The sequence below is a fragment of the Longimonas haloalkaliphila genome, assembly GCF_055379825.1.
The window spans coordinates 1,973,354-1,998,919 of sequence record NZ_AP043948.1 but is presented as its reverse complement, the minus strand read 5'-3'; the positions used below and the strand labels follow the sequence as shown (position 1 = coordinate 1,998,919).

Sequence of the window (25,566 nt, the reverse complement as noted above, 5' to 3'; positions counted from 1 at the left end):
TTCGGTTTGCGACAGACCAGCCCGTTAGCGCAGGGCATCTTCCAGCGCTGTAGCCGCGTCGGTCTTGCCGTCGCGGTACTTGATGATGACAGGCGTGTAGAGCGAGAGCCCATGCTCGGCGCCAAAATCGCTACTGAGCGGACGCGTACCAGACACGACGACGGCGTTTTCAGGCACCTCAAGCGTGCCGTCTTCCGCCGTAATAACCTGCTCTTGCACCACGTCGTAAAGACGCGTGGAGCTGGTTAGTTGCACGCCTGCAGCGATTACGGCCCCTTCGCGCACAACGCATCCTTCGTAGACCCCGGCCTGTCCGCCAATAAATACGTCGTCTTCAATGATGACCGGTGTAGCGTTTACCGGCTCCAGCACGCCGCCAATCTGTGCAGCTGCAGACAGGTGAACGCGTTTGCCGATCTGCGCACAGCTGCCAACGAGCGCGTGCGAGTCGACCATCGTGCCTTCGTCGACATAGGCGCCCACATTCACATACATTGGCGGCATGCACACCACGCCCGGCGCCAGGTAGCTCCCCGTACGCACCGATGATCCCCCCGGCACCAAACGAACGCCGTCGGACTTCTGTACAGGCTTTACCGGATACGTGTGCTTATCAAAGAACGGGAAGCCCTTCGTTGAATAGTCCACGATGCGGCCGATACGAAACCCGAGCAGAATGCCCTGCTTCACCCAGGCGTGGGCCGCCCATGTGCCGTCGTCGCGGCGCGAGGCCGAGCGTACCGTACCGGTGTTCAGCGCGCGTATCAGATCAGCGACGGCGTCACCGGCAACCCCCGCCTTGGGGTCGTCTTCGGATGCTAATGTTTCGATTCGATTACGGAGGGCCTCTACGTCAACCATCTATTTTTTTTTCTGGCATTAAAGTCATTAAAGCGAACAAACCAGTTTTCAACATGCAATGCATATGGGGTATTGTAAAGACCCAGGCTGTGAAAACATCGTCGGGGCCTTAGGTTCATCGTCCCTCCATTCAGCGCTGTGGATCTCTGTGCCAGCAGCGCCGGTACATTTTTGCGGCATATGTTTGTGCTGCATGCCCACATCTTCTATACTTCTGGATGGCGCCATGTAGCACGCACAACCAACGATTCTACTCACAATTTATCGATCCTGCTTATGCTCCGTCGTACCCTTACCCTCCTCGCCCTCTGCGCCCCGCTTTATATTGGCGGGTGCCAGTGCTCTGAGAAGCCTGACATTGGACCGGTTGAAGACGAAGAAGCACAGCTCCAGGCGCCCGAGGCCCCCGGATCCATCTCTATGCCGTTGTACGGGTAACGCGTGTACGGGTAACGCGTTGGCCATTCGGCCTCCACGTGTTCGCTTTTCTCCCCCTCCCCACTTGACTGCTGTCTCTGCATGGCCATCCCAGACGAGAAGGTTGACGAGATCCGCTCGACCGTCGACATCGTCGATGTGGTGGGCGACTACGTACGCCTGAAGCGTTCGGGGCAGAGTTACAAGGGGCTGTGCCCGTTTCACGATGAAAACACCCCCTCTTTTCACGTCAACCCCGACGACAACCTCTATTACTGCTTTGGTTGCCAGAAGGGGGGCGATGTGTTTTCTTTTGTGCAAGAGATGGAGGGCATCGGCTTTCTGGAGAGCGCTCGCTGGCTGGCTGAACGCACAGGCATCACGCTCCCCCAGTCGGATGCCGACGCCGAGGCCGCCTCGCAGCGCGAAGCCATCTACCAGGCGCTCCGCATAGCCGGACGCTTCTTCTACCGGCAGCGTACGCAGTCAGAACGTGGCGCGCCAGCGCAGGCCTACCTGAGCGCGCGTGACTTTACCGATGAAACACTCAAGACGTTTGGCGTCGGCTATGCGCCCGACGAATGGGATGCCTTGCTCAAGCACGCGAAAAAGGAGCACGTTAAGCCGGAGGTGCTGCACGAAGCCGGGCTCATCATCGAACGCAACAGCGGCGACGGCTACTACGATCGCTATCGCGGACGGGTCATCTTCCCGATCTTCTCGCACGTTGGCAAGGTCGTCGGATTTGCCGGGCGCATTCTGGATGCTGATGCCGATCAGCCCAAGTACATCAACTCGCCTGAAACAGACGTCTACCACAAGAGCAACGTCTTATACGGGCTCTACCAGGGTAAGTCGGCGATTCGGCACGAGAAGGAAGCCTGGGTCGTCGAGGGGTATACCGACGTGATGGCGCTGCAGCAAGCAGGTATCGAGCACGTGGTGGCAACGTGTGGCACTTCGCTTACGCCCAAGCACGTGCAGATGCTCGATCGGTATGCGCAGCGCGTGGTGCTGCTCTTCGACGGCGATGAAGCCGGCGGACGGGCGGCCCAAAGCGGCCTCAAGACAGTTATGGCTGAGGGGCTGGGTGCATATGCCGTTACCCTTCCTGCCGGCCACGATCCCGATAGCTACGTACGCGAACACGGCGCCGATGCCCTACACGCCCACGTTGCAAACACGCGTAGCGACCTGCCGCAGTTCATGGTCGACCAGGCGCACGCGGCCGGACGCATGAGCACCCCGGAAGGCCGCGTTGAGGTGCAGCGCGATGTGGTAGCCGCTATCGCCGAAATCCCCGACCCGAACCTGCGCCGCGAATACGTTCGCCAGGCCGCGGACGTGCTTGACGTTCCCCCCGGCGATCTGCTTGTGCAGCTTGAGAAGCAGCGCGACAAACTACAGGCCAAAAAGCAACGCCGCCAGCAGCGTAAGCAGCGAAACCAACAGCGAAACCGGCAACAAGACGGGCAGCGCTATCAGCAACAGACGCACCGTTCCCAGCGCCCATCGGCTCCGCGCCCACAGCCGCCCCCGCCCAACGACGACGTTCCTGCTAACAACCGCGACCGCCACGCCTCCCCCGAACCTAACGGAGCGGAGCGCCCGCCGCAGGTACTTCCTGAAGAGCGGTTGCTCTTGCGCCTCATGCTAGAAAAAGGCGCGCGCATGATCCGCTACGTGCTCCAGCACATGGCGCTCGACGAGTTCAGCGAAGGCCCCGTGCGCGACCTGGTCAACTGCCTGATGCACATGTACAAAAACGGCGACGTGCGCACCGAACGCATTGAACAAGGCAAAGAAGGAAAAACGCTCCAACAACTTGCGGCATCGGTACGGGTGGATGCGTACAGTCCATCAGAGAACTGGGAGCGCCGCCGCAACATACGGGTACCCCGCATGAACGAGCGTCCGTACGAAGCCGCAGCAAGTGCAATGACCTACTTGAAACTGGATCGCGTTGACGAAGCGCTCGACGCTGTGCGCACGCAGCTGCACAGCGCCGACCGCTCAGGAAACGACGACGCGGTCACCTCCCTGCAGAACCGCCTGATGAAGCTGCATAAGCTCCGAAAACACGTTAAGTCGCAAGCGTACCTCAACGCACCACCCACCGGATAATCTCCTTCACTGCCCTACGTGCCATGGCCGCCTCCGCTCCGTCTCCTTCCGTGTCGTCTCTGCCCATCCACCATGCCTTGAGTCCGCAGCCGGTGCCGGAGTCGCCCTCGCTCGACCATCCCAGCCTCTACCTGAACCGCGAGCTAAGCTGGCTCGACTTCAACTGGCGCGTGCTCGATCTCGCCTATGACGACCGCACGCCGCTCATGGAACGCCTTCGGTTTATCGGACTGGCAGCATCGAACCTTGATGGCTTCGTGCGCAAACGGGTGGGCGGACTCAAACGCCGGGTGACCAACGGCGACGTGCGCATCGGAGCCGACGGGCGCACGCCCGAAGAGCAACTCGCGCTCATTACCAGCGCGGTGCATAACCAGCACGACACCATCCACGATACCTGGACCCACGTGGTGGCGCCCGCTGCCGAAGAAGCCATTGGGCTTACCATTCGCTCGTGGGACGACGTTCCTCCTGAGGACCAGTCGCGCCTCACGGCCTACGTCGAAGATCATATCGTGCCGATCCTGACGCCCCTCGCTGTAGATCCAGGGCGTCCGTTTCCATTTATCTCGAACATGAGCCTCTCGCTTGCAGTCATCCTCTCCAGTCCGTCAACCGGAACCGAGCATTTTGCACGTGTCAAGGTCCCAAAAGCCCGCAAGCGCTGGGTCCCGCTCAATGCCCCCATGGAGTTCATCGCGATCGAGGCGCTTGTCGCAGCCCATGTCGACCGGCTCTTTCCGGGAATGCAGGTAGCCGGCGTCTATCCGTTTCGGGTGACGCGCAACGCAGAAGTGCCGCGCGACGATGACGATCCCGATGACCTGCTGGAGTCGATCTCTGAACGCCTGCGTGAGCGCCGCTTTGCGCCCGTCGTACGCCTGGAAGTCGGCACCGACATGCCCCGGGGCGTGCAGTCGTTCTTACAGGAGAAGCTTGATGTGCCCGATGAAGATGTGTACACCACCGACGACCCGCTCGACCTGACCGACGTGGATGCACTTGCAGACCTTCATGTGCCCGATGCGCGCTTCGACCGCTCGCTTCGCTTTCCGAGCTGGACCCCCACCTCACACCCCGGTCTCCCGCGTCCCACCGGCGCCCCCGACAGCTCCCTCTTCGACGCCGTGCGCGATACCGACGTGCTGCTGCACCACCCGTATCACTCGTTCGAAGACAGCGTACAGCGCTTTATCGAAGAAGCCGCCCACGACCCAGAGGTGCTTGCGATCAAGATGACGCTCTACCGCACCTCTGAAGACTCTCCCATCGTTCGCGCGCTGATCGATGCGGCCGAACAGGGTACACAGGTGGCCGTCCTGGTTGAGGTGAAGGCGCGCTTCGACGAGGAAAAGAACATCGCCTGGGGACGCAAGCTGGAGGATGCAGGCGTGCACGTGGCCTACGGAGTGGTCGGGCTCAAAACCCACGCGCAGGCCGCCCTCGTGGTACGGCGTGAATCGGAAGGCCCCCGCACATATGCCCACATCAGCACAGGCAACTACAATACACGAACGGCCCGGCAGTACACCGACTACGGACTGCTCACAGCCAAACCCACGATCAGCCGCGATCTGACGCAGCTCTTCCATTTTCTTACCGGATTCGCACCGGATCAGACCTACGACGAACTGGTCACTGCCCCGCAGTCGATGCGCTCAACGTGGCAGTCTCACATCGCCGATGAGATAGCCGCTGCCGAGCGGGGCGATGAGGCCCGCATCCTCCTGAAAATGAATGAGCTAACAGACGTAGATCTCATTCAGGAGCTGTACCGCGCCTCACAGGCGGGCGTGGAGATTGACCTGATTGTGCGTGGACAATGCCGCGTGCGTCCGGGCGTGCCTGGCGTAAGCAGCACCATTCGCGTGCACAGCATCGTAGACCGTTTTCTGGAGCACGACCGCGTGTTCTGCTTCTGGGCCAACGGCTCGCCGCGGGTGTACATCAGCAGCGCTGACTGGCAGAGCAGCCGACTCGACGAACGCGTTGAGGCCGCTGTACCTGTCCTCGATCAACGGCTGCGCGACCGCCTCGTCGATCACCTGAAAGCTGCGCTTGAACCACGCCCCCGCACCTGGGCACTGGGTCCTGACGGACGCTACGTACGCGCCGACGACGGCACGAATGCGCACAGCGTTCAGGAAATGTTGATGCAACGCTATGCTTCAGATGCCAGTTAAGCGCCGTACTACCGCTTGCTTCCACGATCATCCCCTGCTTTCATGCTTCTCCGCTACTGCCTGCCTGCCCTGCTTTTTTCCGGGCTGTTGCTTGCAAGCCTCGCCGGATGTGCCGGTGACGAAGGCGACCGCGTACGCACCGCCGCCGACCCGTACGAGTACGGACAACGCATCTACACCCTGCGCTGTCAGACATGCCACCAGCCCGACGGCGCGGGCGTTGCTGGTGCCTTCCCTCCACTCACCCCGCCCAACCCATGGGTTAACGACGACAAGGGCCGCCTCATTCGATTGGTGCTCCACGGCGTCCGTGGCGAGATGGAGGTGCACGGCGAAATCTACCGGGGCGTGATGCCCGGATTTGGCTACCTGAACGACGATGAGGTGGCTGCCGTACTTACTTACACACGCCAGAGCTTCGGCAACGATACCACCGCGGTGTCGCCCAAACAGGTGGCCGCAGTGCGCGCTGCCAACGACGCCCCCCGCCGTGGCTGGAACGCCGATGACCTGTGGGAGGCGACCGGCATCCCCGATGTCGAAAACGTGGAGGTCGACTCGCTCTCGTTTGCTCCGTAGCCACGCGCCTGGCTCCTACAGACAGTGCGCTTGTGCCTGCCGGCCTGTCCACCGCTATTCCCTGTTTCTACTTATTTCTGCTGCTTACTTCTGCCCTGCCCATGCACATCGACCCTGACGCGTTTGCCGAAAAGAAGCAGCTCGTTGACGCAGCCGTTGCCGTTTACAACGACGATCCCGGCAAGCTCACAACCGGAACGATCTGCCAGGTCGCCCGCACCGATCGCATCACGTTTGCTTCCTACTTCGACGCCCCCGAAGACGCCCTCGCTGCGTTCTACACGCTCGCGTTTGAGCAGTACCATCTGATTCGCCTCTCCACCGAGGGCTACGCGCAGTTCTCGTTTGAGGAGCGGCTCGCCACGTTTCTCTACATCCTGACCGATGTGCTCGAAGAGCAGCGCACTTTTGTGCAGGCGACCTTCGACACACAGATTCGCTGCAAAGCTTCGTTTCGCGAACACGTGCAGGCCGAGCTCCAGCGCCTGCTCCAGGAAGACACCGTTCCGAAGACCAACCGCGTCGTGACCCGCCAGTGGCCGGTGTACGGACTCTTTACGGAGGCTGTGCTGCGTATCATCCGTTTCTGGATGCACGACACCAGTGCCAACCGCGAAGCCACCACCGCCCTCATCGACAAGCTTGTCAGCTTCACCGCCGAAGTCGTCACATTTCGCGGTGTACAGCGCGGCGCCGACCTTGCCTGGTACGCCACCAAGGTCGACGTGCTTGGCCTCAGCCGCCTTCCGGTCGTCCGCTGGTTTTTCGGATCTTGAGTCAGCCCGCCCTGGAAAGCAGATCGAAACGGGGCAAGGCCCGCCGAAACCCGTCGGGGCAAGAGGGATGCGCGCGCCGCGCTGCATCGACTGCATCCGCCCACAAACCATAGGGTATCGCCAACAGTCGGCGCGCAGATCCATCGACAATCTTACATCCCATCTGGAACGGCTTCCTCGCTGCAGACGTGCCGCATATGCCCAGCGGGCCGTCCATCTGTACCCACGACTTTCCGTATCACCCATGTCTGATTCCGACTCCAGCACCGATTTCCCAGCCTCCAAATTCGACCGCGGAAAGATCTTTGCCAAAACGGGCTTGAAGGTTGGCGCCAATTACGCCCGCTACCTGAAAGACCGCGTCACAAACCGCAAGGGCGACAAGACCGCGCAGAAGGCGGCCCTGAATACCCAGAACGCCAAAGACATCTACGCCGAACTCACCAAACTGCGTGGCACCGCCCTGAAGCTCGCGCAGTCCATGAGCATGGACACCGGCGTGTTGCCCGACGAGTTCATGGATGTGATGGCCCAGGCACAGTACAAGGTGCCGCCTATGAACCAGGCCCTTGTGCGCAAACGCATCCGCGACGGACTCGGGCGCTACCCGGAACTGCTCTTTGACTCGTTTCAGGGGGATGCGATCGCTGCTGCCTCAATCGGACAGGTGCACCGTGCCACCCTCAGCGACGGCCGCGACGTGGCGGTGAAGGTGCAATATCCAAACATCCGTAACACCATCGAATCGGACCTGACGGTAGCCCGCCAGCTGTTTGGTCGTCTTGTAAACGGCCCCTACCTCGACGAGTACTTCGAGGAGGTACGCTCGATGCTTATGCTCGAAACCGACTACGAGAACGAAGCCGCGAACATCGACTTCTTCGCTGACCAGTACGACTACGAAAGCGTCGTTACGCCCGAAGCTGTACACGAGTACACCTCGAAGACGGTGCTTACCATGACGTTTGTCGAGGGCCAGCACATGGAGGAGTTTCTTGCCGCACAGCCCGGCCAGGAGCGGCGCAATCACTTTGGGCAGCTCCTGTGGGACTTCGTCCACGATCAGATTGCCAGCAACTACTGTACGCTGCACGCCGATGCCCATCCCGGCAATTTCCTCTTTCGGGACGACGGACGCCTCGGCGTGATCGACTTTGGGTGCGTAAAGCGCTTCCCCCAGAACTTTCGCGATGATATGCTGCGCCTGTGGAACGCTCGCATCCACGACGACCAGGATGCCATCGACGCCATGCTCCACAAGCTCGACATTCTGCACGACGAGATGAACGCGTCCACGCGTGAGCGAGTTACGTCGTTTTTTGAGCGCTTTGGCCGCCTTATCGTGCGTCCCTATCGCAGCGACACGTTCGACTTTGGCGATGACGCCTTTTATGACGAGCTGAAAGCGTGCTTCAAGGAGGGCTCGCAGCTCCGCGAAACCTCAGGGTCGCATCACTTCATCTTTATTAACAAAGTGCTGGTCGGGCTCTTCAGCCTGATGGCCCAGCTCAGGCCAACCATCGATACGCGCCACAGCCAGGATCTCCTGCATCAGAGCGTAGACGCACTGGCATAGCCCTGGAAGGGTTGGCCTGCTCTATCGCTTTGCGTTCCGGGTCTCTGCCGTATCTTTGCGCCCCCCTCGCTACTTATCTCCTCTGAACCCAGGACGACAGATACGCATTTGGTCTGGTCCGCTGTGCTTCTGTAGCTGTTGCCGCAGTGCGCTTCCATTAGCGGTGTGTTTCATTTATTGCTCTGACGTGCTATGCCTATTTCTGACGACAAGACGGCTCATTTCCGCAAGCTCCTCAATGAGCGCATTGAAAAGCTCGAGGCGAGCCTGGCCGTGGCGAATGCGGGGGACGACACCGTCGCCCCCGACAACGCCATCGGGCGCCTCTCACGCATGGAGGCCATTCAGGCACAGTCTATGAACGCGGCGACCCGCGCAAAACAAGAAAAGCGCCTGCGACGGGCCAACACCGCTCTTAATCGCCTCGACGAAGGCACCTACGGCGACTGTGCTAAGTGCGGCGACCCTATTCCCGAAGGTCGCCTCGAAATTATGCCTGAGTCTCCTTTCTGTGTGAAGTGCGCTCGATAGCCCCATCGGCGGACTTCAGCGACCGGGCTTCCATTTACTGTACCAGGGGCCCGGCAGATCAGCAGATACATTCACCAAGAACGTGCAGCGGCTTCAACAAAGCTGCGATATATGACGAAGCCCCGGTTTTTTCCTTTCACTTCCTGTGCCTGCTCCGTATTCTGCATGTCTACCCGGTACCTTTCTGCACGGTATCCCGGCCCTGCGGAAGCTCGCTACACGCTCATCTGTCTTACACCCACTATGAACTTGCATTCTACGGACTTGCACGCTACCACCTGGTCGCTCGTTTTGGGAGCGCTATCGCTCCTGCTTGTTGTGAGCGCCGCCTGGCCGGCCCATGTACACGCCCAGATCGACCGTTCCAACGATCATTTTGTGACCCGCTCTGAGGTCGTCGGCGCTAACGGCATGGTTGCCACCAGCCAGCCGCTGGCTACGCAGGTTGGGCTCGACATCTTGAAGCAAGGCGGCAACGCCATGGACGCTGCCATCGCTGCCAATGCCGCTATCGGGCTTATGGAGCCAACCGGAAACGGGATCGGGGGCGACCTCTTCGCGATCATCTGGGATGCAGACACTGAGTCGCTCTACGCGCTCAATGCCAGTGGACGCTCGCCTGAGGGACTTTCATATGAGCAGCTCTTGCAGGAGCTGGATGCGCGCGATGCCGACAGCATTCCACCGTACGACCTGATGTCGATCTCGGTGCCGGGCGCGGTGAGCGGCTGGTTCTCAATCCACGACCGCTTTGGTACGCTCGACATGGATGCGATCCTCTCCCCCACGATCCGCTATGCCGAAGAAGGGTTTCCGGTAAGTGAGCAGATCGCGCAGTCATGGCAACGTAGCGTGCCGTTCCTGCTTAACCGCGTGGGCGACGTCGGCGCGTTTGAGGAAACGTTCACGATCGACGGGCGCGGCCCCGCGACCGGAGAAATCTTTCGCAATCCCGACCTTGGCGCTACCCTGCGCCTTCTGGCGGAGGACGGGCGCAGCGCGTTCTATGAGGGCGCCATCGCCGAGCGCATCGACGCGTTCATGCGCGAGCACGGCGGCTTTCTGCGCAAGTCTGACTTCGAGAACCACACCGACGACTGGGTCGATCCGGTATCGGTGAACTACCGCGGCTACGACGTACACCAGATCGGTGGCAATAACCAGGGGACGGCCGTCTTGCAGATGCTTCAGATTCTGGAGGGCTATGATCTGGCGTCGAAAGGGTTCGGCACGGAAGAAACGCTGCACCTTATGATCGAAGCCAAAAAGCTGAGCTACGAAGACCGCGCCAAGCACTACGCTGATGCCGACTTCTACGACGCGCCCTTAGAGCGCCTGCTCTCTGACGCGTATGCCGATGAGCGCCGCGCACTTATTGACGACACGGCCTCCGATCGCGTTACCACTGGCGTGGAGCTGATGGAAGATGGCGACACCATCTACCTAACAACAGCCGACAGCGAAGGCAATATGGTATCGCTCATTCAGAGCAACTTTCGTGGCATGGGCACGGGGTTTGTCGTACCCGGTACGGGGTTCAGCTTCCAGAACCGCGGCGAGCTGTTCTCACTCGATCCGGACCATCCGAACGTATACGAGCCCGGGAAACGGCCCTTTCATACCATCATTCCGGGCTTTGTCACGAAAGATGGCGAACCCTGGTTTAGCTTCGGCAACATGGGCGGAGCCTATCAGCCGATTGGACATCTCTCGATCTTGACCAACATCATCGACTTCGGGATGAACACGCAAGAAGCTGGGGATGCGTTTCGCTGGCGCCACTACGACTCTACAGCGCCCACAACCTCGGTTGAGGAGGCCCTCGAAGACGGCGGGCGTGTCTTTATTGAGTCGGGCGTCGACTACGATGTAGTGCGCGGGCTGCGACAGCGCGGACATAACGTGACGATCGGCGGCGGCTTCTACGGTCGCTATCAGGGCATTCGGTATGATGCGGAGCAGGGCGTCTTCTACGGCGCTTCTGAGTCGCGCGTAGACGGACAGGCTGCTGGGTACTGATCAGCCTTGTACATAGCGGCTTTTATCATACACCAGTGTGATCCACCAGAGGGACGCCGCGTGCTGCGGCGTCCCTCTTTTTGTGAATCGCGCACCGTACAGGATAAATGGCTCTTCGCATCTGGCTGCCCACTACACTCATGACCACGGGACACGCCGTTGTAGCCTGTACGCATCCTCACTTCGCCGTGAGGTGAGAGGGTGCGCCTGCGCGATGGCTTTATCCCACAAACGGGCGCCCCCGGAGCAGGTCCGGAGGCGCCCGTTGGGTGCGGAGCTTTGCAGCGCTCGCATTTTCCTACTGCATGCTCTTATTGCATGTCTTAGGACGGTTGGGCGGTGTGAGCCTGTTAATCTGCATTAGTACGCAACCGAGACGCCCAGATAGACCATGCGGCCCATGGGGGCCGATCCGTAGGCCGTGATGTTGTTGGCATCGGTGAGGTTGGTACCGCCCAAGTTAACGGTGGTGCGTAGCTCGGGGAAGTTGTATCCGATCTGCGCGTTGACGACCGCCGTGCTCTCGATAGTGCCTTCGGCGAAGGGCATCTGGTAGACGTAGTCGTTGTGCCAGCGTACGTTCGCGTTATAGGTGAGCCGTTCGAAGAGCTCGCCGCGGGCGCCAAGGTTGAACTTGTGCTCGGGCGTGTTGAAGCCGAGGTTGATTGCGCCGCGAAGCTCTTCATCGTCGCTGATTGAGGACCATGTGTAGTTCCCGCTTAGCGTAAGCTCGCGGTTGAACCGGTACTCCAGCCCAAGCTGCAGCCCCTGCGTGGTAACGTCCTGATCGGCGTTAAGCCACACCTGCATGAGGCGCGCCCGGCGCGGATCGTCTTCGTCGCGTGCAAAGTCAGCCAGGGTGATGTTGGTGCCATCTTCCTTTCCGATGAAGCGCCGCGTGCCGATGAAGTCGGTGTAATTGCTTCGGTAGTAGCTAACGTCGGCAAAAAACCCGCCGACGGCCCCTTTGTATCCGACCTCGATGCTATTCATCTTCTCGACGTCGAGCGGGTCGATCTGGAAGAGATTTCCATTTTCTACCTGGTCCCTGACGGGCGTTTCGCTGAACGGATCAGCAGCTACGTATCCGTTTTCGGAGTTGCCGCGGAGGAGAATCGGACCGATGTCGAGGTAGATATACTGGTCGAGCTGAGCCGGAGCGCGGAACGCCTGGGCGTAGCTGGCCCGGACGTTATGCCGGCGCTGTTCATCGAGAGAGAAGACCCCAGAGACCCGTGGCGAGAACTGCGTATCGAAGTTCTTGAACTCGTCGACGCGTCCGACAGCCGAGAGGCTCAGGCGGTCGTTGATGAGCCGGCGCTGCAGGCGCAGGAACCCGCCGTACTCGTAGTTATCGATGCCATCGCGCACGGCGCGGGTATCCCCTTCGTCGCCTTGCAGCGGCGAGGCGTTGGGGCCGTCGGTAAAGAGCGTGCCACTTGAGGTAAGCCGGAACTGCCGGTAGTTTGCTCCTACGGTAACGTCGACGATATCAGACTGGAGGGTGTACTGCCCTTCGGTGTGGTACACCTGCGAGTCGATATCGAAAACCGGGCTGGCACCGCTGGGGGGTAGCCCGAGCGTAGCGCCGCGTGCTTCTGCAAACCGGTCTTGCCCAGACTGCGGGAGCACACCACTGGCTTCGCGCTGCGCCACTTCAAACGGGTTGGCGGCCCCGTTTGCTACGGCGTCCTGATACGCCTGCCCGTAGACAATTGCGTAGGCTGCCGCGTACGGAATGGCCAGGTTCTGCAGGAAGTTAGCCCGGTCGCGCTCCGTGTCGCTGAGCTCGCTAAGGTCGCGGTCGCCGATGCGGTAGGCACGCTGGTTCATGAGCGCGCCGAGCAGGTTCAGGTCGAAGGTATCGCCGGGCTTGTCGCCCGTGCGGTACGCACGCAACGTCCAGTCATTGCTCTCCAGCGACAGCGAGTGGGTGTTGATGCTGATGTCGTCGAAGAGAAAGCGGTTCGAGCTCTGGTAGATGCCCCGCCCCTCGGCATAGCGATACCAATAGGTGGCTTTGATATCGTCGCTCAGGAGCACGCTCACGGTGGGACTGATCTGCCACATGCCGGCGCGGAAGTCGTTTGGCACCAGCGATGCTTCGTCGAAGCCCGGCGTAAAGATGTTGTTGGTGTTGGTGTCAATCCCGAATCCCTGCAGAATCGGCGCAATGTCGGCGTTTGTGCTCAGGTTGATGGCACCATACCGGTTCACCGCATCGAATCCGCGCGGGTCTCCCGTTTCATTATTGCCGGGGACGACGCTGTTCCTTTGCGCATCAAAGTTATTGCTGATGAACTCGTCGGCGCGCATGAAGCGCCCAACCAGCTTCACGGCAAACCGGTCGCCGAACGTTTCGGCATATCGGCCCGATATGTCGTACATATCGCGCGTGCCGCCACGCACGTCAAGCTCAATACCCTGGTCTTCGAACGGGTCGCGGGTATTCATAATGACCACGCCGTTAAACGCGTTGGCGCCATAGAGCGCCGAGTTAGCACCATGGATCACATCAACGCTGGCGAGGTCGATCTGCGGTGGGCCTGAGATGTTGCCGGGGTAGATCGACAGCGACGGAGAGAGGTAATCGGTGTAGTCAACCAGCTGGATGAGGCGCTCTGACTTTGCGCTGTTAAACCCGCGCGTAGAGAGGCTGCTGATGAGCATGCTGGATCGGCTCACGTCAATGCCCTTGAGCGACTCCAGGCTTGCCATCAGTTCGGTAGAAGGGCGTGACGCAAGGTCGCGCCCGGTAAGCCGGTCGACCGTGACGGGTGTCTCAAGGATGCGCTCATCGACGCGCGAGGCAGATACGATGATTTCATCGCCCCGAAAGACGCTCTCTCGCATGGTAATCTGCAGGTCCGACGTGGGCCCTTCAAGCACACGCTCGGTCGGCTCAAACCCGATAAACGTAAACCGGAGACTGACGGGCTCGCCATCGAACGGTACATTGATAGCAAAGCGACCTTGTCCATCGGTCGTTGTGCCTCGATACGTACCTACAATGGACACGTTAACTCCTGGAAGCGCTTCGCCCTCAACGTCAACGACCGTACCCTGTACGTTCTGTGCCTGTGCGGATGTCCCCCATCCCGCAAGGAGCGCAAGTAGGATTACGCACCATGTTGTAACAACATATTTCATATTGACCACTATTTGATGACAATTACGTATATGTTTCCGGTTATAGCTTTACAGTGTTTACACATCAGTTCATATTATAATGAGAAAAGCGCTTTCAGTCAATAGCCATTGGCGTGCATACAGCACGTTTGATGCTTCGGTAACCTATTGTAGTTGTGGATATGTGGCCTTGCCTCTTTTCGTATCGGCATCAAGGTTGGGCCCAGAAGCGGTTGGGGGCTTCCATTTCACCGTCTGCATTTGTACCGTGTATGTATAGTGCACAAAAGCTGTATTCAGAAGCCATGTGCAGAAACTACGGCCCAGAAGCCATGTGCAGGTGCACACGCGACAACAGATCCAGACACGACAAGGAGTATAGCTTCTGAAACAGCAAACTGACGTGGTTACAATCCCGCTAATCCCACTACAGCCTTCAACCTTCCTCCACCTTCTTTCTCTTCGTTATGCCTGAGCACACTGATCTGGTTACCGTCTCTGTAGATGATGCTGTAGCTGCAGTACAACTGAACCGGCCTGATCGCCGCAACGCACTCAGCCCCGAACTGGACGAGGCGTTGCGCACCACACTGAAGTCTGTGGCCCGTCGCGATGACGTCCGTGCTATTCTGTTGCATGCTGCAGGATCGACGTTCTGCGCGGGTGCTGACCTCCAATTTTTGCATCCTTCGCCAACTCCCGAAGAGATTCAGACACACGTACTGGATCGCTATGCTCCGCTGGTACGCCAGATCGTAGACAGCCGCGTCCCGGTTGTCGCTGCGCTCAATGGTTCTACTGCCGGGGCGGGCCTCGCGATTGCGCTGGCCTGCGACCTGCGCCTGATGGCCGACGACGCCGTGTTTGTGGCAGGATTTAGCTCTATCGGGTTCGTCCCTGACTCGGGCGTGGCCTACTTTTTAGTCAACCAGTTGGGCTACGCACGTGCCTTTGAAATGCTGGCTTTCTCAGAGCCCATACCTGCCGAGCAATGCGCTTCCTGGGGACTTGTAAACCGCGTGGTGCCCGCGGAGAACTTGTTGGAGACAGCACGCGCTTACACCCGCCGGCTGGCCGAACGTCCCACCAAGGCGCTCCAGTGGACAAAGACATGCCTGCGTCATGCACAGACGGATACGCTCAACACGACCATTGAGCATGAGGCCTTGTATCAGAGCCTGGCGGTGCAGACGCACGACCATCAAGAGGGTGTAGCTGCTTTCATAGAGAAGCGTGCTGCAGACTTCAAGGGGAAGTGATTCTCTGTTTCAGATCCGGTCGCCATGTTGCAGGATTGCTTCTCTGCGAAACACCGGATTTATTTCGTTGGTCGGTCTTCGTTGGTCGGTCTTCCTCCGTCGGGCATGGCATGCACCAAACAAGCGTAGGAGGCTGATATTACACTTACTGGTTCTTACACATCTCGATAGGCACAGCTACCATGTGAGATTTGCGGATAGATGCCTGCTGGATGTAGACGCTGTCTACGCTTCTTGCTGTGTTTCTCGCACGAGGTCAGCATATGAACGGTCGACGAGCACCCCCTCTTCATTGATGTTAAGACGCTCCATCAGCCTGTTGCAGTCGGCCAAGAGGTCTTCTTCAGACGCTGTTCCAGTCGTGTCAACCGCTTCCAGTTCTACAAAATATCCGAGTGCGGGAACGTGGTCAAGGTGGATTTTAACGCGGCCAACCCAGTAGATAGCACGGGTTTTCTCTACAACAACATCCACAGGCAGAGCCGCCTTCAAGACGGCAAGCACACCTTCCAGGGCATTGCCAGGGTCTGTGCGCTCGATGCGCGAGGGCTTCGGGCCCTGCTGGTCTGGACGCTTGTAAAAAATAATCCCTTGTTCGACCGTCCCTTCGCGCACCTTCAGGCGTCCTTCAGGAACTTGAAAGTACGTGTCGCGCTGCTGATCAGTGCCAACATGGTTGGCATCCAACTCGTCAAGGCGGCGCCGGAATGGCGCGAGGCGGTCAACTCGAGCCTTAATTTCAATGTTCAGGTGATGCATAATACATCGTTTTAACAGGTGACCACGTCTCGCGCCGGCTGCGCCGCCATAATTACAACCATGTTAAGGGAGCAGCTTGGCCAGCGGAAGCGCTATTCGAACTGCCTCGCTCTTCTTCCGAACTGGAATTACTCCAGTACAAGGTCTTCATCAATGCCCTGAAGCTGCATGCGGGCCAGCCCCAGATTGGACTGGTCGCGGTTGAGCATCACATATGTGAATACGTTTTCGTTTTCATGAAAGATGCGGATCAGGTGATACTCTTTTTCGAGGGAGATGAGAATCTCTTCGACCCGGTCATCTAATCCCAGCTTTTCAAGCACTGACTTTTTGGTCCGAAGGATCTCTGTATTGGCTGCTCCTGCCAATTCCATGTCGACGTTACCGCCCCCTGCTGTGCCAAGCGTCATGCCTGACTGATAATCTACCAGAGCAGCTCCCTTGGCGCCATCGATTTTCATGATTTCAGAGAGGGACTCGCGAATGTTTGCCATAAGATTCAGCAATCTGTTAATGAGTAAAAGAATGATAGGTGTACCCACGTACGATGCGGTCTTCAGCCATTCGGTGAGAGGGCACTGTTTCAGAATGGCCTTTACAACTCATTTAATAGAATGACACCGCAACATGTTATGTTATGACAAGACGCGGTGCAATGCAAGAGCACAACTCTCTATTCAAGATAACAAGACGTTGTTATCTTGTAATACCACCTTTATACTACTCGCGTCCGGTATGCCACGCAAGATACATCAGTAATAACTCAGGTATCGATAGCCACCCCGTTATCAGCGATAACGAGGATATGCTGGCTGCTGGGCTGTGAAAGCGAACGGCGGCGTTTGCCTTGGAGACTCTGAAAACGCCCCGCAGGCTGCGTGCCATCGGGTAGCACGTTCCGGCATCGTTGGTTTCTATCGCTGTTGCCAAGCTACATCTGCTTCAAGCGACTCGTGCTGTGGCAGCCCGTAGAATGTAACAATCATACGGATTGACTGAAAGGATACACCATATTCTTAAATATGCATGCACACCTGCTCCGTGAAGCAGTATATACTGGACGAAGAAAAGCAATGTACCATGAGGGAGCACTTTCTGCCTCCTGTGTTTCTGCCTCGCTGTATATGACATCTAAAAAAGGAGCCGGCATGCACGTCCTGTCTATTTTGAACCACAAAGGGGGGGTTGGGAAAACCACAACCGCCCTGAACCTGGCTGCTACCCTTGCGACAGATAGCAAACGCGTTCTACTCCTTGATATGGACAGCCAGTGTTCTGCGTCGTTGGCTATGGGTTTGTCTCGAAAGCAGCTTGCCTCAGGGCCTTCAACAGCCGACGTGTTGTTTAACAAGCGCACGATTCAAGACGCATGCTACCACAACGTATGGCCGAATATTGATCTTATTCCTGCTTCGCTTGATCTTGCTCATGCTGGGCTAAGTCTCGATGCCACCTCGGAAGGCGCTGAACATCTCAAGCAGGCTCTTTCCACCGCCGAGATTGCATCAACATATCACGCTGTTCTTATCGACTGCCCGCCGGCTCTTTCGGTTGTCACGCAGAACGCTCTGTTAGCATCAAGCGACCTACTCATACCAACGCGTCCTTCTCCGCTCTCATTTGAGGGATTGAAGAGTCTGGGGCAACTCGTTAAGAAGATGCGCGATGTACATGGCGCGTCCATCACACTGCTGGGCATCGTGATCACCCAGATGATACAGGGTCGCCCCGAATCTGCACGCGCTGTCCGCTCGCTTCGAGATCATTACCATCACAACGTTTTCGAGACTGTTATTCCTGAAGACAACGCTGTAGAGCAGGCGCTCCAATCGCATCAGCCCCTGACTCACTTTGCCCCTCATACAGAGGCGTCTATCAGGTATAATAACTTGGCCGAAGAAATTACCCAGCGATGGGAAGAATATGATAGTGTTCTACACGGAATTCGCGCCATGCGTGCTCAGAGTGCACCATTTCTTGTGTGAGTATTCTTGTGTGAGTACAGTCGTACCATCTTTTGCCTCCTTTCGTCTACGTTGCTTTTAAAGTACATTGCTTTTAGAGACTGTGTCACATTAAATCTGATCGCATCACGTCGTAGGAGCATGTGCACCTCAACAGAGCATGCAGTCATGGCGTTGGGGCATACTTGAAGAAACCACAGGATCTGGTATCCTTACGGATATCCCTATTTCATTCAGTGCATTCTTGCCCCTGCGTTTCAGTTAACGCATCTAAGATGAGGCCGATGCTCTACGCCATCTGGCTCAGTGTTTGCAGTCAGTGATACATGCGGGAAGCGTTTTGCGCAGCGCGAGCTCTCTACACACTATCCACATCGATATGCTTCAGACTATTCCAGTCGTTAACAACAAGGGAGGGGTTGCGAAGACAACCACGAGCATCAACCTTTCCGTTGGATTGGCCAAGCAAGGAAAACGCGTACTCCTGATCGACCTTGACAGCCAAGGCTCAGCATCGCTCGCGCTTGGGGTTCCTCGCTCTGAGCTAAATCCTTCTGTTGCCGACGTGATGTACGGCGATGCATCGCTTTCGAATGCGTTGCACGATCTTTCTATCCTCAATCTTGACCTACTTACAGGCTCGCTTCGGCTTGCCAATGCGGATACTCGCCTCGGAAACACCTCACGGCGCGAACAGCACCTTAACCGGCTTATTGACAAAGTCAGCGACGCCTACGATGTCGTAATTATAGATTGCGCCCCTTCCACCTCACTGCTCACTATCAACGCGTTGGTTGCTGCTGACGGGTTTATCATCCCGGTGTCGCCTTCCTACCTGTCGCTTGAAGGGATTATCAGTCTGGGCGAGGTGGTGCATAACGTACGGCAGAACATGGGGCAAGCCGCTCCTGTGCTCGGCGTTCTCATGACGCGCGTTCCCGAACAGAGCGAGCAGGCCGAAACCATTATCCACCAGGTGCGCGAGCACTACGGGGGCAAAGTCTTCGACACTGTGATTCATGAAGACCCCGCTCTTGAGTCGGCTCCCGGCAGTGGGCAGTCAATTTTCGAGTACGCGCCCTCGTCGCAGGCAGCCGCCGAGTACGATGCGCTTTCTCGTGAGGTCGCTACCCGCCTGAAACGATACGGCGAGGTCTACCAAACCATTCGCCAGAACAGGCAGAAGCGCAGTGCCCCGGCTACGGGTTCGTGATCTCCAAGATGCCCGCAGAGGACTTTCCCTGTGCAATCCGGGCCCTTCTTCATATAGGCACCCGACCATTATGCTTTTATCTCTCTCTTCGATCTTTGAGGACTTTTTCGATACCCCTGAAGACGACCCCCTGCTTCAGGAAGGCTCATCGCCTGAACCCTCGAAAGATCCGTCTTCAGAACAAACCACTTCCAAGCGTAAATCTGCTACATCTCACGAGTCTCGGCATAACCCTGATGGAGGCTGGCCTTCCTCGGACCGGCTTCTCGGAAACACATCTCCGTTTGAAAAGAAACCGGTAGATGCCGGTTCAGCCGCACCCAACGAAGACGGTAGTCGTGCTCCCCACTCGGTTACGCAGCCGCCACGGCATTCCCGTGACCAACCTAAACCTCAGTCACATGCTTCAGATCGTTCGGGGGGAGACGGGAGCGGCGATGCAATGAAGCGCACCCAGAAGTTTGTTGTGCCATACCGTGCCGGGCGCGAAGACTTGATGGAGGTTAATGACGCACTGGGGAGCGGTTGGTCTTTTCAGCATATCGCAGTTTCTGAAGCGCGACCATCAGCCAAGCCAGGTAGCAAAAAACTGATCATCACGCTCGAAATGGACAAGCCACGCTCCCTGTTCGACTTCTAACTGTTTGGCGGGTGCACAAGCCCTGCTATCTCCACTATCTGCATGCCTGGAACGAAGCATGTGGAGCTGGATAGCCCAAAAGGAAAGAGGTGCTGCGTTTATGCAGCACCTCTTTTTGTTTACGAAGCTTGTTCGCTTTGTTTACTTACTTTACGCGCCGTGGAACTCTGCTTCGTAAGCACGAAGCCAGTGTCCTACAGAGATCGCACACACGATGCGCTTATGCGGCGGGGGCCCCGTACTTGTCTTTGTAGTGGACAAGACTATCTGCTACAATCTTCCGGGCTACTTCAGCATTGGCAAAGTCGTTGACCATCACTTCCTTGTCTTCCAGCTTTTTGTAGTCCTGGAAGAAGCGTTTCAATTCGCGGAGGCGGTGCTCAGGGAGGTCAGAGATGTCATGGTACCCATTGAAGGCCGGGTCATCAACATGGATGCAGATCACTTTTGCATCGTTCTCGCCATCGTCAACCATGTTCATAAGTCCGATAGGACGTGCCCGAAGCAGGCAGAGCGGCTGTACCGGCTCTTGTGCCAGCACAAGCGCATCCAGCGGGTCGTCGTCGTCGGCATATGACTGCGGAATAAAGCCGTAGTTAGCCGGATAGACAACCGATGAGTAGAGCATGCGGTCTACTCGGAGCATCCCACTTGCTTTATCTAACTCGTACTTTACTTTCCCCCCTTGCGGTATTTCGATGATGACTTCAATGATGTCGGGGGCATCGGGCCCTACGGAGATGTCGTGCCAAGGGTGTTGCATAAGACGTTCTATCGTGCAGTGCAAAGCAGTCGCGATACATGTATAGGCTTATTACAATACGGAACGGCGGCACTGAAAGCCAGTGCCCCCGTTCCCTGCTACATGGAATGTGGATGATTTCACATAGAATGGGCCTGCTCTCGCATTTCATCATATACTACATGGGTAGCATAAAACCTCTGAGAGCCCTGCTTCACGTTCTGACAGCCTTTTCCACAACCGTCTTCTCTCTCGTCGTCAAGACGGGTGCGATGCAGTGTGGTCGCCGCTATGCATCAATATCAGGAGACTCCGTTCCCGGCAGATCTGCACGCAGTCGCTCGGTAGGATCGGACTTCTGTTCGTTGCTCCACCAGTACGCTATGAGCGCGCTTATGCCCTGTGCATCCAGGTAGTCAGCCCGAATTTCGCTTCCCTCGTTACCATCGTCAACAAGATGGCCAAGCATACGTGCCAGTCGCGTTGCGTCTTCTGTGCTGTGATGGCCCATCCGGAGCGTTCCGCCACGATGTGCATTGCTCAACGCAAAGAGCTCAGCGTGTGCATCCACAACGACTTCGTCGTCAGCTTCGGGCTCTGCGCCTTCATCAGCGGCTCGCACCCGTGCACGAACGGGACGTACGCCACGGCTCCGCAAGGCTTGGGCAAGTGCATCTCCTTTGTCGTTGTCTACGCGTACAATAACGGAGGAACGTGCTGTGTATGGCTCTTCTGCCAACCGCCCCTGTACGTCTGACGCAAGCGCTTCGACATCACCGTCAAAGGAGGATGTAGTTGTTTCATGTATGACAAATGAGGATTCACCTTCTTCCTCGCGCTCTACGATGGTAAGCGCTGCTTCCGAAGACTCACTTTCAGCGATCGCGATGCCAAATGCAAATGTGTTGGCCATAGTGCTTCGTGTTTACGTGCTTGAAACTGACGAGTAGAAGCTTTTTTTCGAAGGCCTGAACAGAGGGCTCGTTTCACGCAACGATTACGAATCCGCAACGACCCCATTTGTAGGTATCGCATAATGGATGCTAAACAGGCTATCCGCGTCGGTCCAGGTTGCCTCAATACCGAGCCCTGCCTGACGGGCTAGCGCCGTGAAGCCTTCTATCGTGTACTTGTGTGAGTATTCGGTACAGATCGATTCCCCCTCTTCAAACGAGACCGCCTCACCAGCAATGCGTACGGTTTGCGCTCTGGTGCTTACCAGGTGCATCTCAATGCGGCTTTCTTCAGAGACCCAACGCGCCTCGTGCTTGAAAGTACCCAGGTTAAAATCCGCTCCCAGTTCTCTGTTGATGCGCCGTAACAGATTCTTGTTGAATGCGGCTGTAACCCCCTCTGGATCGTTGTATGCACGGCGAAGACGGTCTGGATCTTTCTTAAGATCGACCCCGATGAGTATACCTCCGCCACCTCCCACTTGGGCACGCATCTGTGCAAGAAACGAAGTAGCCTGCGCCGGAAGAAAGTTGCCGATCGTAGAGCCCGGATAGTAGGCCAGAGCACGGCGATACGCATCCTTCTGTACAGGCATGGGCACGCGCGCCGTGTAATCGGCACAGACGGGCATAACGGGTAGATTGGGAAAGGAATTAGCAATCCGCTCGGCCGCAGCCATCAAGTGCTCTTTAGAGATATCGATAGGCACGTACGCAGCAGGAGATTCCAGCGCCTGAAGTAACAGATGCGTTTTCTCGCTGCTTCCACTTCCGTACTCGAGAATAGCTGCATGGGGACCGACAGCCGCGGCAATCTCGGCTTCGTAGGTGCGCATGATCTGCTTCTCGGTTCGCGTAGGATAGTACGCGTCCAGCTCGCAGATCTTGTCAAACAGCACGGAGCCATGCTCGTCGTACAGGTACTTTGATGGAATCTGCTTGTCCTCTCGGTTTAATCCCTCCTGTATGTCAGCACGAAACGAATCGGATGTTGGGTTGCAGTCGACAAGCGAGTGGACACCGGAGGCAAGCGTAGAAAGCATAGAGAACCTGAGACAAGGTGTGGGGGGTAGAGACGAGAATGCAGCGTCGTAGCTGCAGCCGGCAGTCTTCGAACGTAAATACGGGAAACGTAAACGCGGAAGAAAGCGGCTGACTTTATTCAGGCATGCCTCTATAGAAAAGGGGTATCTCCCCACAAAAGTAAGGCACGCACACGCTGCGTGGTTACCTTTCCTTAAAACGTTACACCTTTTGCTACGAAGACGCCTCGTTGCCCAACGAGCAGATGCGCGTTCCGGTTAGAGCTTTCGTGCCGTGTACCGTATCGTATACTGAGACCTTTATCTTCATAACAGAAGAGGCAGCAGAAGGGATGCGCACGTCATGCCTGCTGTCGAAATGGAGCTACCGGGTCTGGATGTTGAAATGTGTATCCCAGGGTTTCTACCAGATGTGCTGACGACACGCGCTTGCCCGCTGGTCCTTCAGCGGGCCCAAACGTAGGGGGTGTACCCCCGTGGTCTGTGGCAGCTGCTTCATAGAAAACACGGCGTGTAGGGTGCTGCGGTGCAACAACGTTGAATACCCCTTCGCGCACATCGTTGCGAATGATATGCGCGATGACACCGACCACATCATCGCGGTGCACCATGTTTACGGGCCCATGAGGGCGCGCCACGTCGGTGCGTCCTGCAATGAATCGTCCGGGATGTCGCTCAGGCCCAAACAGCCCCCCCAGGCGAAGCAGCACCGACGCCGCAGGATATGCTGTAGTGATGATCTGTTCCGCTTTTCGCACAGCATGGGCCGTGTGGCGCGCAGGAGCATCGAAGTCTTCAGGATACCGGGGGTCAAAATCCGACTCGTCTACCGTGCCGTTGACCGGAGGATATACCCCCGTTGAACTGGTGTAGATAACGCACGCCACGCCGTGATTTTTTGCCTGATCCATCAGGGCCCTGATCTGGGCAGCGTATGTATTTTCGTTAGCTGCAGCTGCATTGGAGCGTCCCGGAGGCAGGGTACACAGCAAAATATCGCTTTTGAAGAGCGCAGGCACTTCTGGTGTTGGGGCGGGCTGAAGGGTTGTCACAAACGGAGAAATCCCCGCATCTGCAAGAACCTCTTGCCGTGATGCTCGCGTGGTGCTTCCATTCACCCGGTACCCTTGCGAAGAGAGCATCTGCCCGGTAGGCAACCCAACCCATCCGCATCCAATAATGCTAACGGAAGGCAGCGACGTTGAGAGAGCCATAGCTTAAACCAATGTGTGCTGATCATGTCATGACGCGTACGCAGATGCGATATACGCTTTTTATATGGCTTTCTATGCATCTTGCCTATGGGTATTTAATTGCGTAGTTCAGCCACTGCCGAGGCTTCAAATGAGAGCGTAGGCGGTGCAGAACGCTTGGTCGGCCTACCATCTGAGAGCTCGTCTTCCTGAGACGCCTCGATGCGGGGCAGCGAAATTGTAAACGTACTCCCTTCGTCTTCCTCTGAGTCAACTGTGATATGCCCCTGATGACGTTTCACAATCTGCTTTACAATGTACAGCCCAAGCCCTGATGATCCTTCATTGCCTGTTGGCTTCGTGGAGAGCCGCTCGAAGGGCTTGAACAGCTCTTCTTGCTCGTGCTCTCCAATACCCGGCCCTTCATCTTCAACCGAGATATAGGCATGACTGTTACTGCCCACAACTTCGATGCTGATTGTACTGTCATGCGGAGAGTACTTGACGGCGTTGCTAACCAGGTTGTTAACGGCTTCACGCAGGCGATCTTCATCGCCCTCAACCAGAACAGGCTCAGGCGGCACAAAGCATGTAATTGACTGATTTTTGCGCTCGGCCTGTGCCGTAAAGCTATGTGTTACGAGTTCAGCCATGCTATTTAAGTCGAAGGGACGCTTCTCCATGGACCCATGTACACTGCTGGCTGCTGAGGACAGCAGATTCGCGATCAGTTCCATGGCTTCGTCGGCTGAGTTATGAATAAGACCGAGCCGACGGGCCGTAGCTTCAGAGTGCGTCTCGTCCTCAAGCATCACTTCTGAGAGCGCCTGGATGCCAAACACCGCGTTTTTCAGGTCGTGCGCGGCAACGCCCAAGACCTGCGACTTCTCATCCACCGTGCGCTGCAACATCTTGTTGCTTCGGATCAGTTCGGCGTTGTAGCGTGCGAGCTGCCGAGCCTGCAGCTGGATACGAGCTGTACGCTGCTCCACAAGCCTTTCGAGACGCTGGTTACGGGCGCGCATGTGCTGGTATCCCCAGACCAGAAAAGCAACGGCCGCAACGCCGATCATAACATAACCAAGAATAGGCAGAAACGCCTCGTATCGGAAAAGCAACGGCGAGATCAGTAAGAGCAGCATGGAGCTTCGGGGGGACTGTATCGGAATCTGGTACAACGGCGGCGAAGCATGCTCTGAATCGGGCGTGTCTTTGCTGGCGCTGCCAGCCCTCTCGTACTCCTTGATGCGTTGTTTCGCCAATCGGAACCGAGCAAAACGTTTTGGACGACGCTCTCGGGATTTCCTCTCGCTCATGGACTCCGTTAGATACAACTGCCAGCTCCTAAGATGCATGGTTGCAGACCTTTCTTGGATGTGATCGAAAAGCGCGTGATCTGTGCGCCTTTTACTTACAGACACACACGTAATAACGTGACCCTGCAGTGTCAGCGCTTGTCTATACGTCTCAAAATGTTTGGGATCTGTGTCAACTTCTTGGATTTCCGTATCAGAACACCAATTCATGGGCTGTACGCAGCCTTTTGGACATAATGGAATGCTGTAAGATACTGGATGCGCTTCCTCCACAAGAATCACTTAATAC

General features: G+C 57.1%; 21 protein-coding genes. 12 read left to right on the top strand and 9 right to left on the bottom strand.

The window, feature by feature from the left end:
• Positions 1 to 24: 24 nt before the first annotated feature.
• Complete coding sequence (locus tag ACZ48V_RS07800; protein WP_464538189.1) at positions 25 to 861, bottom strand: 2,3,4,5-tetrahydropyridine-2,6-dicarboxylate N-succinyltransferase; 837 nt, start codon at positions 859 to 861, stop codon at positions 25 to 27.
• 276 nt (positions 862 to 1,137) lie between these two features.
• Here ACZ48V_RS07800 and ACZ48V_RS07795 point away from each other — a divergent pair, with 276 nt between their 5' ends.
• From ACZ48V_RS07795 to ggt, 8 genes are all read left to right on the top strand, one after another.
• The gene (locus ACZ48V_RS07795; RefSeq protein ID WP_464538188.1) at positions 1,138 to 1,299 is read left to right on the top strand and encodes a hypothetical protein; all 162 of its coding nucleotides are present in this window, start codon (positions 1,138 to 1,140) and stop codon (positions 1,297 to 1,299) included.
• Positions 1,300 to 1,380: 81 nt separating this feature from the next.
• Positions 1,381 to 3,402, top strand: coding sequence for a DNA primase (gene dnaG, locus ACZ48V_RS07790; RefSeq protein WP_464538187.1), 2,022 nt, complete (start codon positions 1,381 to 1,383; stop codon positions 3,400 to 3,402).
• 23 nt (positions 3,403 to 3,425) lie between these two features.
• Positions 3,426 to 5,585, top strand: coding sequence for a polyphosphate kinase 1 (ppk1, locus tag ACZ48V_RS07785; protein WP_464538186.1), 2,160 nt, complete (start codon positions 3,426 to 3,428; stop codon positions 5,583 to 5,585).
• A 42-nt stretch (positions 5,586 to 5,627) separates the two neighbouring features.
• Positions 5,628 to 6,164 (top strand): c-type cytochrome, encoded by a 537-nt coding sequence (locus ACZ48V_RS07780; RefSeq protein WP_464538185.1) that lies wholly within the window; start codon positions 5,628 to 5,630, stop codon positions 6,162 to 6,164.
• Positions 6,165 to 6,265: 101 nt separating this feature from the next.
• Positions 6,266 to 6,940: a hypothetical protein gene (locus ACZ48V_RS07775; protein ID WP_464538184.1), complete on the top strand. Its 675-nt coding sequence runs from the start codon at positions 6,266 to 6,268 to the stop codon at positions 6,938 to 6,940.
• A 244-nt stretch (positions 6,941 to 7,184) separates the two neighbouring features.
• Positions 7,185 to 8,516 carry an ABC1 kinase family protein gene (locus ACZ48V_RS07770; RefSeq protein ID WP_464538183.1) on the top strand — a complete coding sequence of 444 codons (1,332 nt, stop codon included), beginning with the start codon at positions 7,185 to 7,187 and terminating at the stop codon, positions 8,514 to 8,516.
• Between the two features lie 192 nt (positions 8,517 to 8,708).
• A complete protein-coding gene (locus tag ACZ48V_RS07765; protein WP_464538182.1) occupies positions 8,709 to 9,047 on the top strand; it encodes a TraR/DksA family transcriptional regulator in 339 nt (112 codons plus the stop codon).
• A 243-nt stretch (positions 9,048 to 9,290) separates the two neighbouring features.
• Positions 9,291 to 11,066 carry a gamma-glutamyltransferase gene (gene ggt, locus ACZ48V_RS07760; RefSeq protein ID WP_464538181.1) on the top strand — a complete coding sequence of 592 codons (1,776 nt, stop codon included), beginning with the start codon at positions 9,291 to 9,293 and terminating at the stop codon, positions 11,064 to 11,066.
• A gap of 360 nt (positions 11,067 to 11,426) precedes the next feature.
• On the opposite strand, the gene ACZ48V_RS07755 is transcribed toward ggt, so the two are convergent.
• The gene (locus ACZ48V_RS07755) at positions 11,427 to 14,216 is read right to left on the bottom strand and encodes a TonB-dependent receptor (RefSeq protein WP_464538180.1); all 2,790 of its coding nucleotides are present in this window, start codon (positions 14,214 to 14,216) and stop codon (positions 11,427 to 11,429) included.
• A 446-nt stretch (positions 14,217 to 14,662) separates the two neighbouring features.
• Here ACZ48V_RS07755 and ACZ48V_RS07750 point away from each other — a divergent pair, with 446 nt between their 5' ends.
• Complete coding sequence (locus ACZ48V_RS07750) at positions 14,663 to 15,454, top strand: enoyl-CoA hydratase/isomerase family protein (RefSeq protein WP_464538179.1); 792 nt, start codon at positions 14,663 to 14,665, stop codon at positions 15,452 to 15,454.
• Between the two features lie 225 nt (positions 15,455 to 15,679).
• Here the strand turns inward: ACZ48V_RS07750 and ACZ48V_RS07745 are convergent, their stop codons facing one another.
• Together ACZ48V_RS07745 and ACZ48V_RS07740 are read right to left on the bottom strand one after the other, a co-directional pair.
• Positions 15,680 to 16,213 (bottom strand): class IV adenylate cyclase, encoded by a 534-nt coding sequence (locus tag ACZ48V_RS07745; protein WP_464538178.1) that lies wholly within the window; start codon positions 16,211 to 16,213, stop codon positions 15,680 to 15,682.
• 128 nt (positions 16,214 to 16,341) lie between these two features.
• Positions 16,342 to 16,707 carry a hypothetical protein gene (locus tag ACZ48V_RS07740; RefSeq protein ID WP_464538177.1) on the bottom strand — a complete coding sequence of 122 codons (366 nt, stop codon included), beginning with the start codon at positions 16,705 to 16,707 and terminating at the stop codon, positions 16,342 to 16,344.
• 528 nt (positions 16,708 to 17,235) lie between these two features.
• Between ACZ48V_RS07740 and ACZ48V_RS07735 the strand changes: the two genes are divergently transcribed.
• The 3 genes from ACZ48V_RS07735 to ACZ48V_RS07725 all read left to right on the top strand — a co-directional run bounded on the left by ACZ48V_RS07735 (position 17,236) and on the right by ACZ48V_RS07725 (position 20,030).
• Positions 17,236 to 18,198, top strand: coding sequence for a ParA family protein (locus ACZ48V_RS07735; protein WP_464538176.1), 963 nt, complete (start codon positions 17,236 to 17,238; stop codon positions 18,196 to 18,198).
• 358 nt (positions 18,199 to 18,556) lie between these two features.
• Complete coding sequence (locus ACZ48V_RS07730; protein WP_464538175.1) at positions 18,557 to 19,390, top strand: ParA family protein; 834 nt, start codon at positions 18,557 to 18,559, stop codon at positions 19,388 to 19,390.
• 70 nt (positions 19,391 to 19,460) lie between these two features.
• Complete coding sequence (locus ACZ48V_RS07725) at positions 19,461 to 20,030, top strand: hypothetical protein (protein WP_464538174.1); 570 nt, start codon at positions 19,461 to 19,463, stop codon at positions 20,028 to 20,030.
• Positions 20,031 to 20,250: 220 nt separating this feature from the next.
• Here ACZ48V_RS07725 and ACZ48V_RS07720 read toward each other — a convergent pair whose 3' ends face one another.
• The 5 genes from ACZ48V_RS07720 to ACZ48V_RS07700 form a co-directional block, all read right to left on the bottom strand.
• A complete protein-coding gene (locus tag ACZ48V_RS07720; RefSeq protein ID WP_464538173.1) occupies positions 20,251 to 20,793 on the bottom strand; it encodes an inorganic diphosphatase in 543 nt (180 codons plus the stop codon).
• A gap of 268 nt (positions 20,794 to 21,061) precedes the next feature.
• Positions 21,062 to 21,685, bottom strand: coding sequence for a hypothetical protein (locus ACZ48V_RS07715; protein ID WP_464538172.1), 624 nt, complete (start codon positions 21,683 to 21,685; stop codon positions 21,062 to 21,064).
• 84 nt (positions 21,686 to 21,769) lie between these two features.
• Positions 21,770 to 22,768, bottom strand: a complete 999-nt coding sequence (egtD, locus tag ACZ48V_RS07710) for an L-histidine N(alpha)-methyltransferase (RefSeq protein WP_464538171.1) — start codon at positions 22,766 to 22,768, stop codon at positions 21,770 to 21,772.
• Between the two features lie 341 nt (positions 22,769 to 23,109).
• Entirely contained in the window at positions 23,110 to 23,982 is an 873-nt protein-coding gene (locus ACZ48V_RS07705) for a Rossmann-fold NAD(P)-binding domain-containing protein (RefSeq protein ID WP_464538170.1), read from the bottom strand.
• Positions 23,983 to 24,077: 95 nt separating this feature from the next.
• Positions 24,078 to 25,103, bottom strand: coding sequence for a sensor histidine kinase (locus tag ACZ48V_RS07700; protein ID WP_464538169.1), 1,026 nt, complete (start codon positions 25,101 to 25,103; stop codon positions 24,078 to 24,080).
• Positions 25,104 to 25,566: the final 463 nt, after the last annotated feature.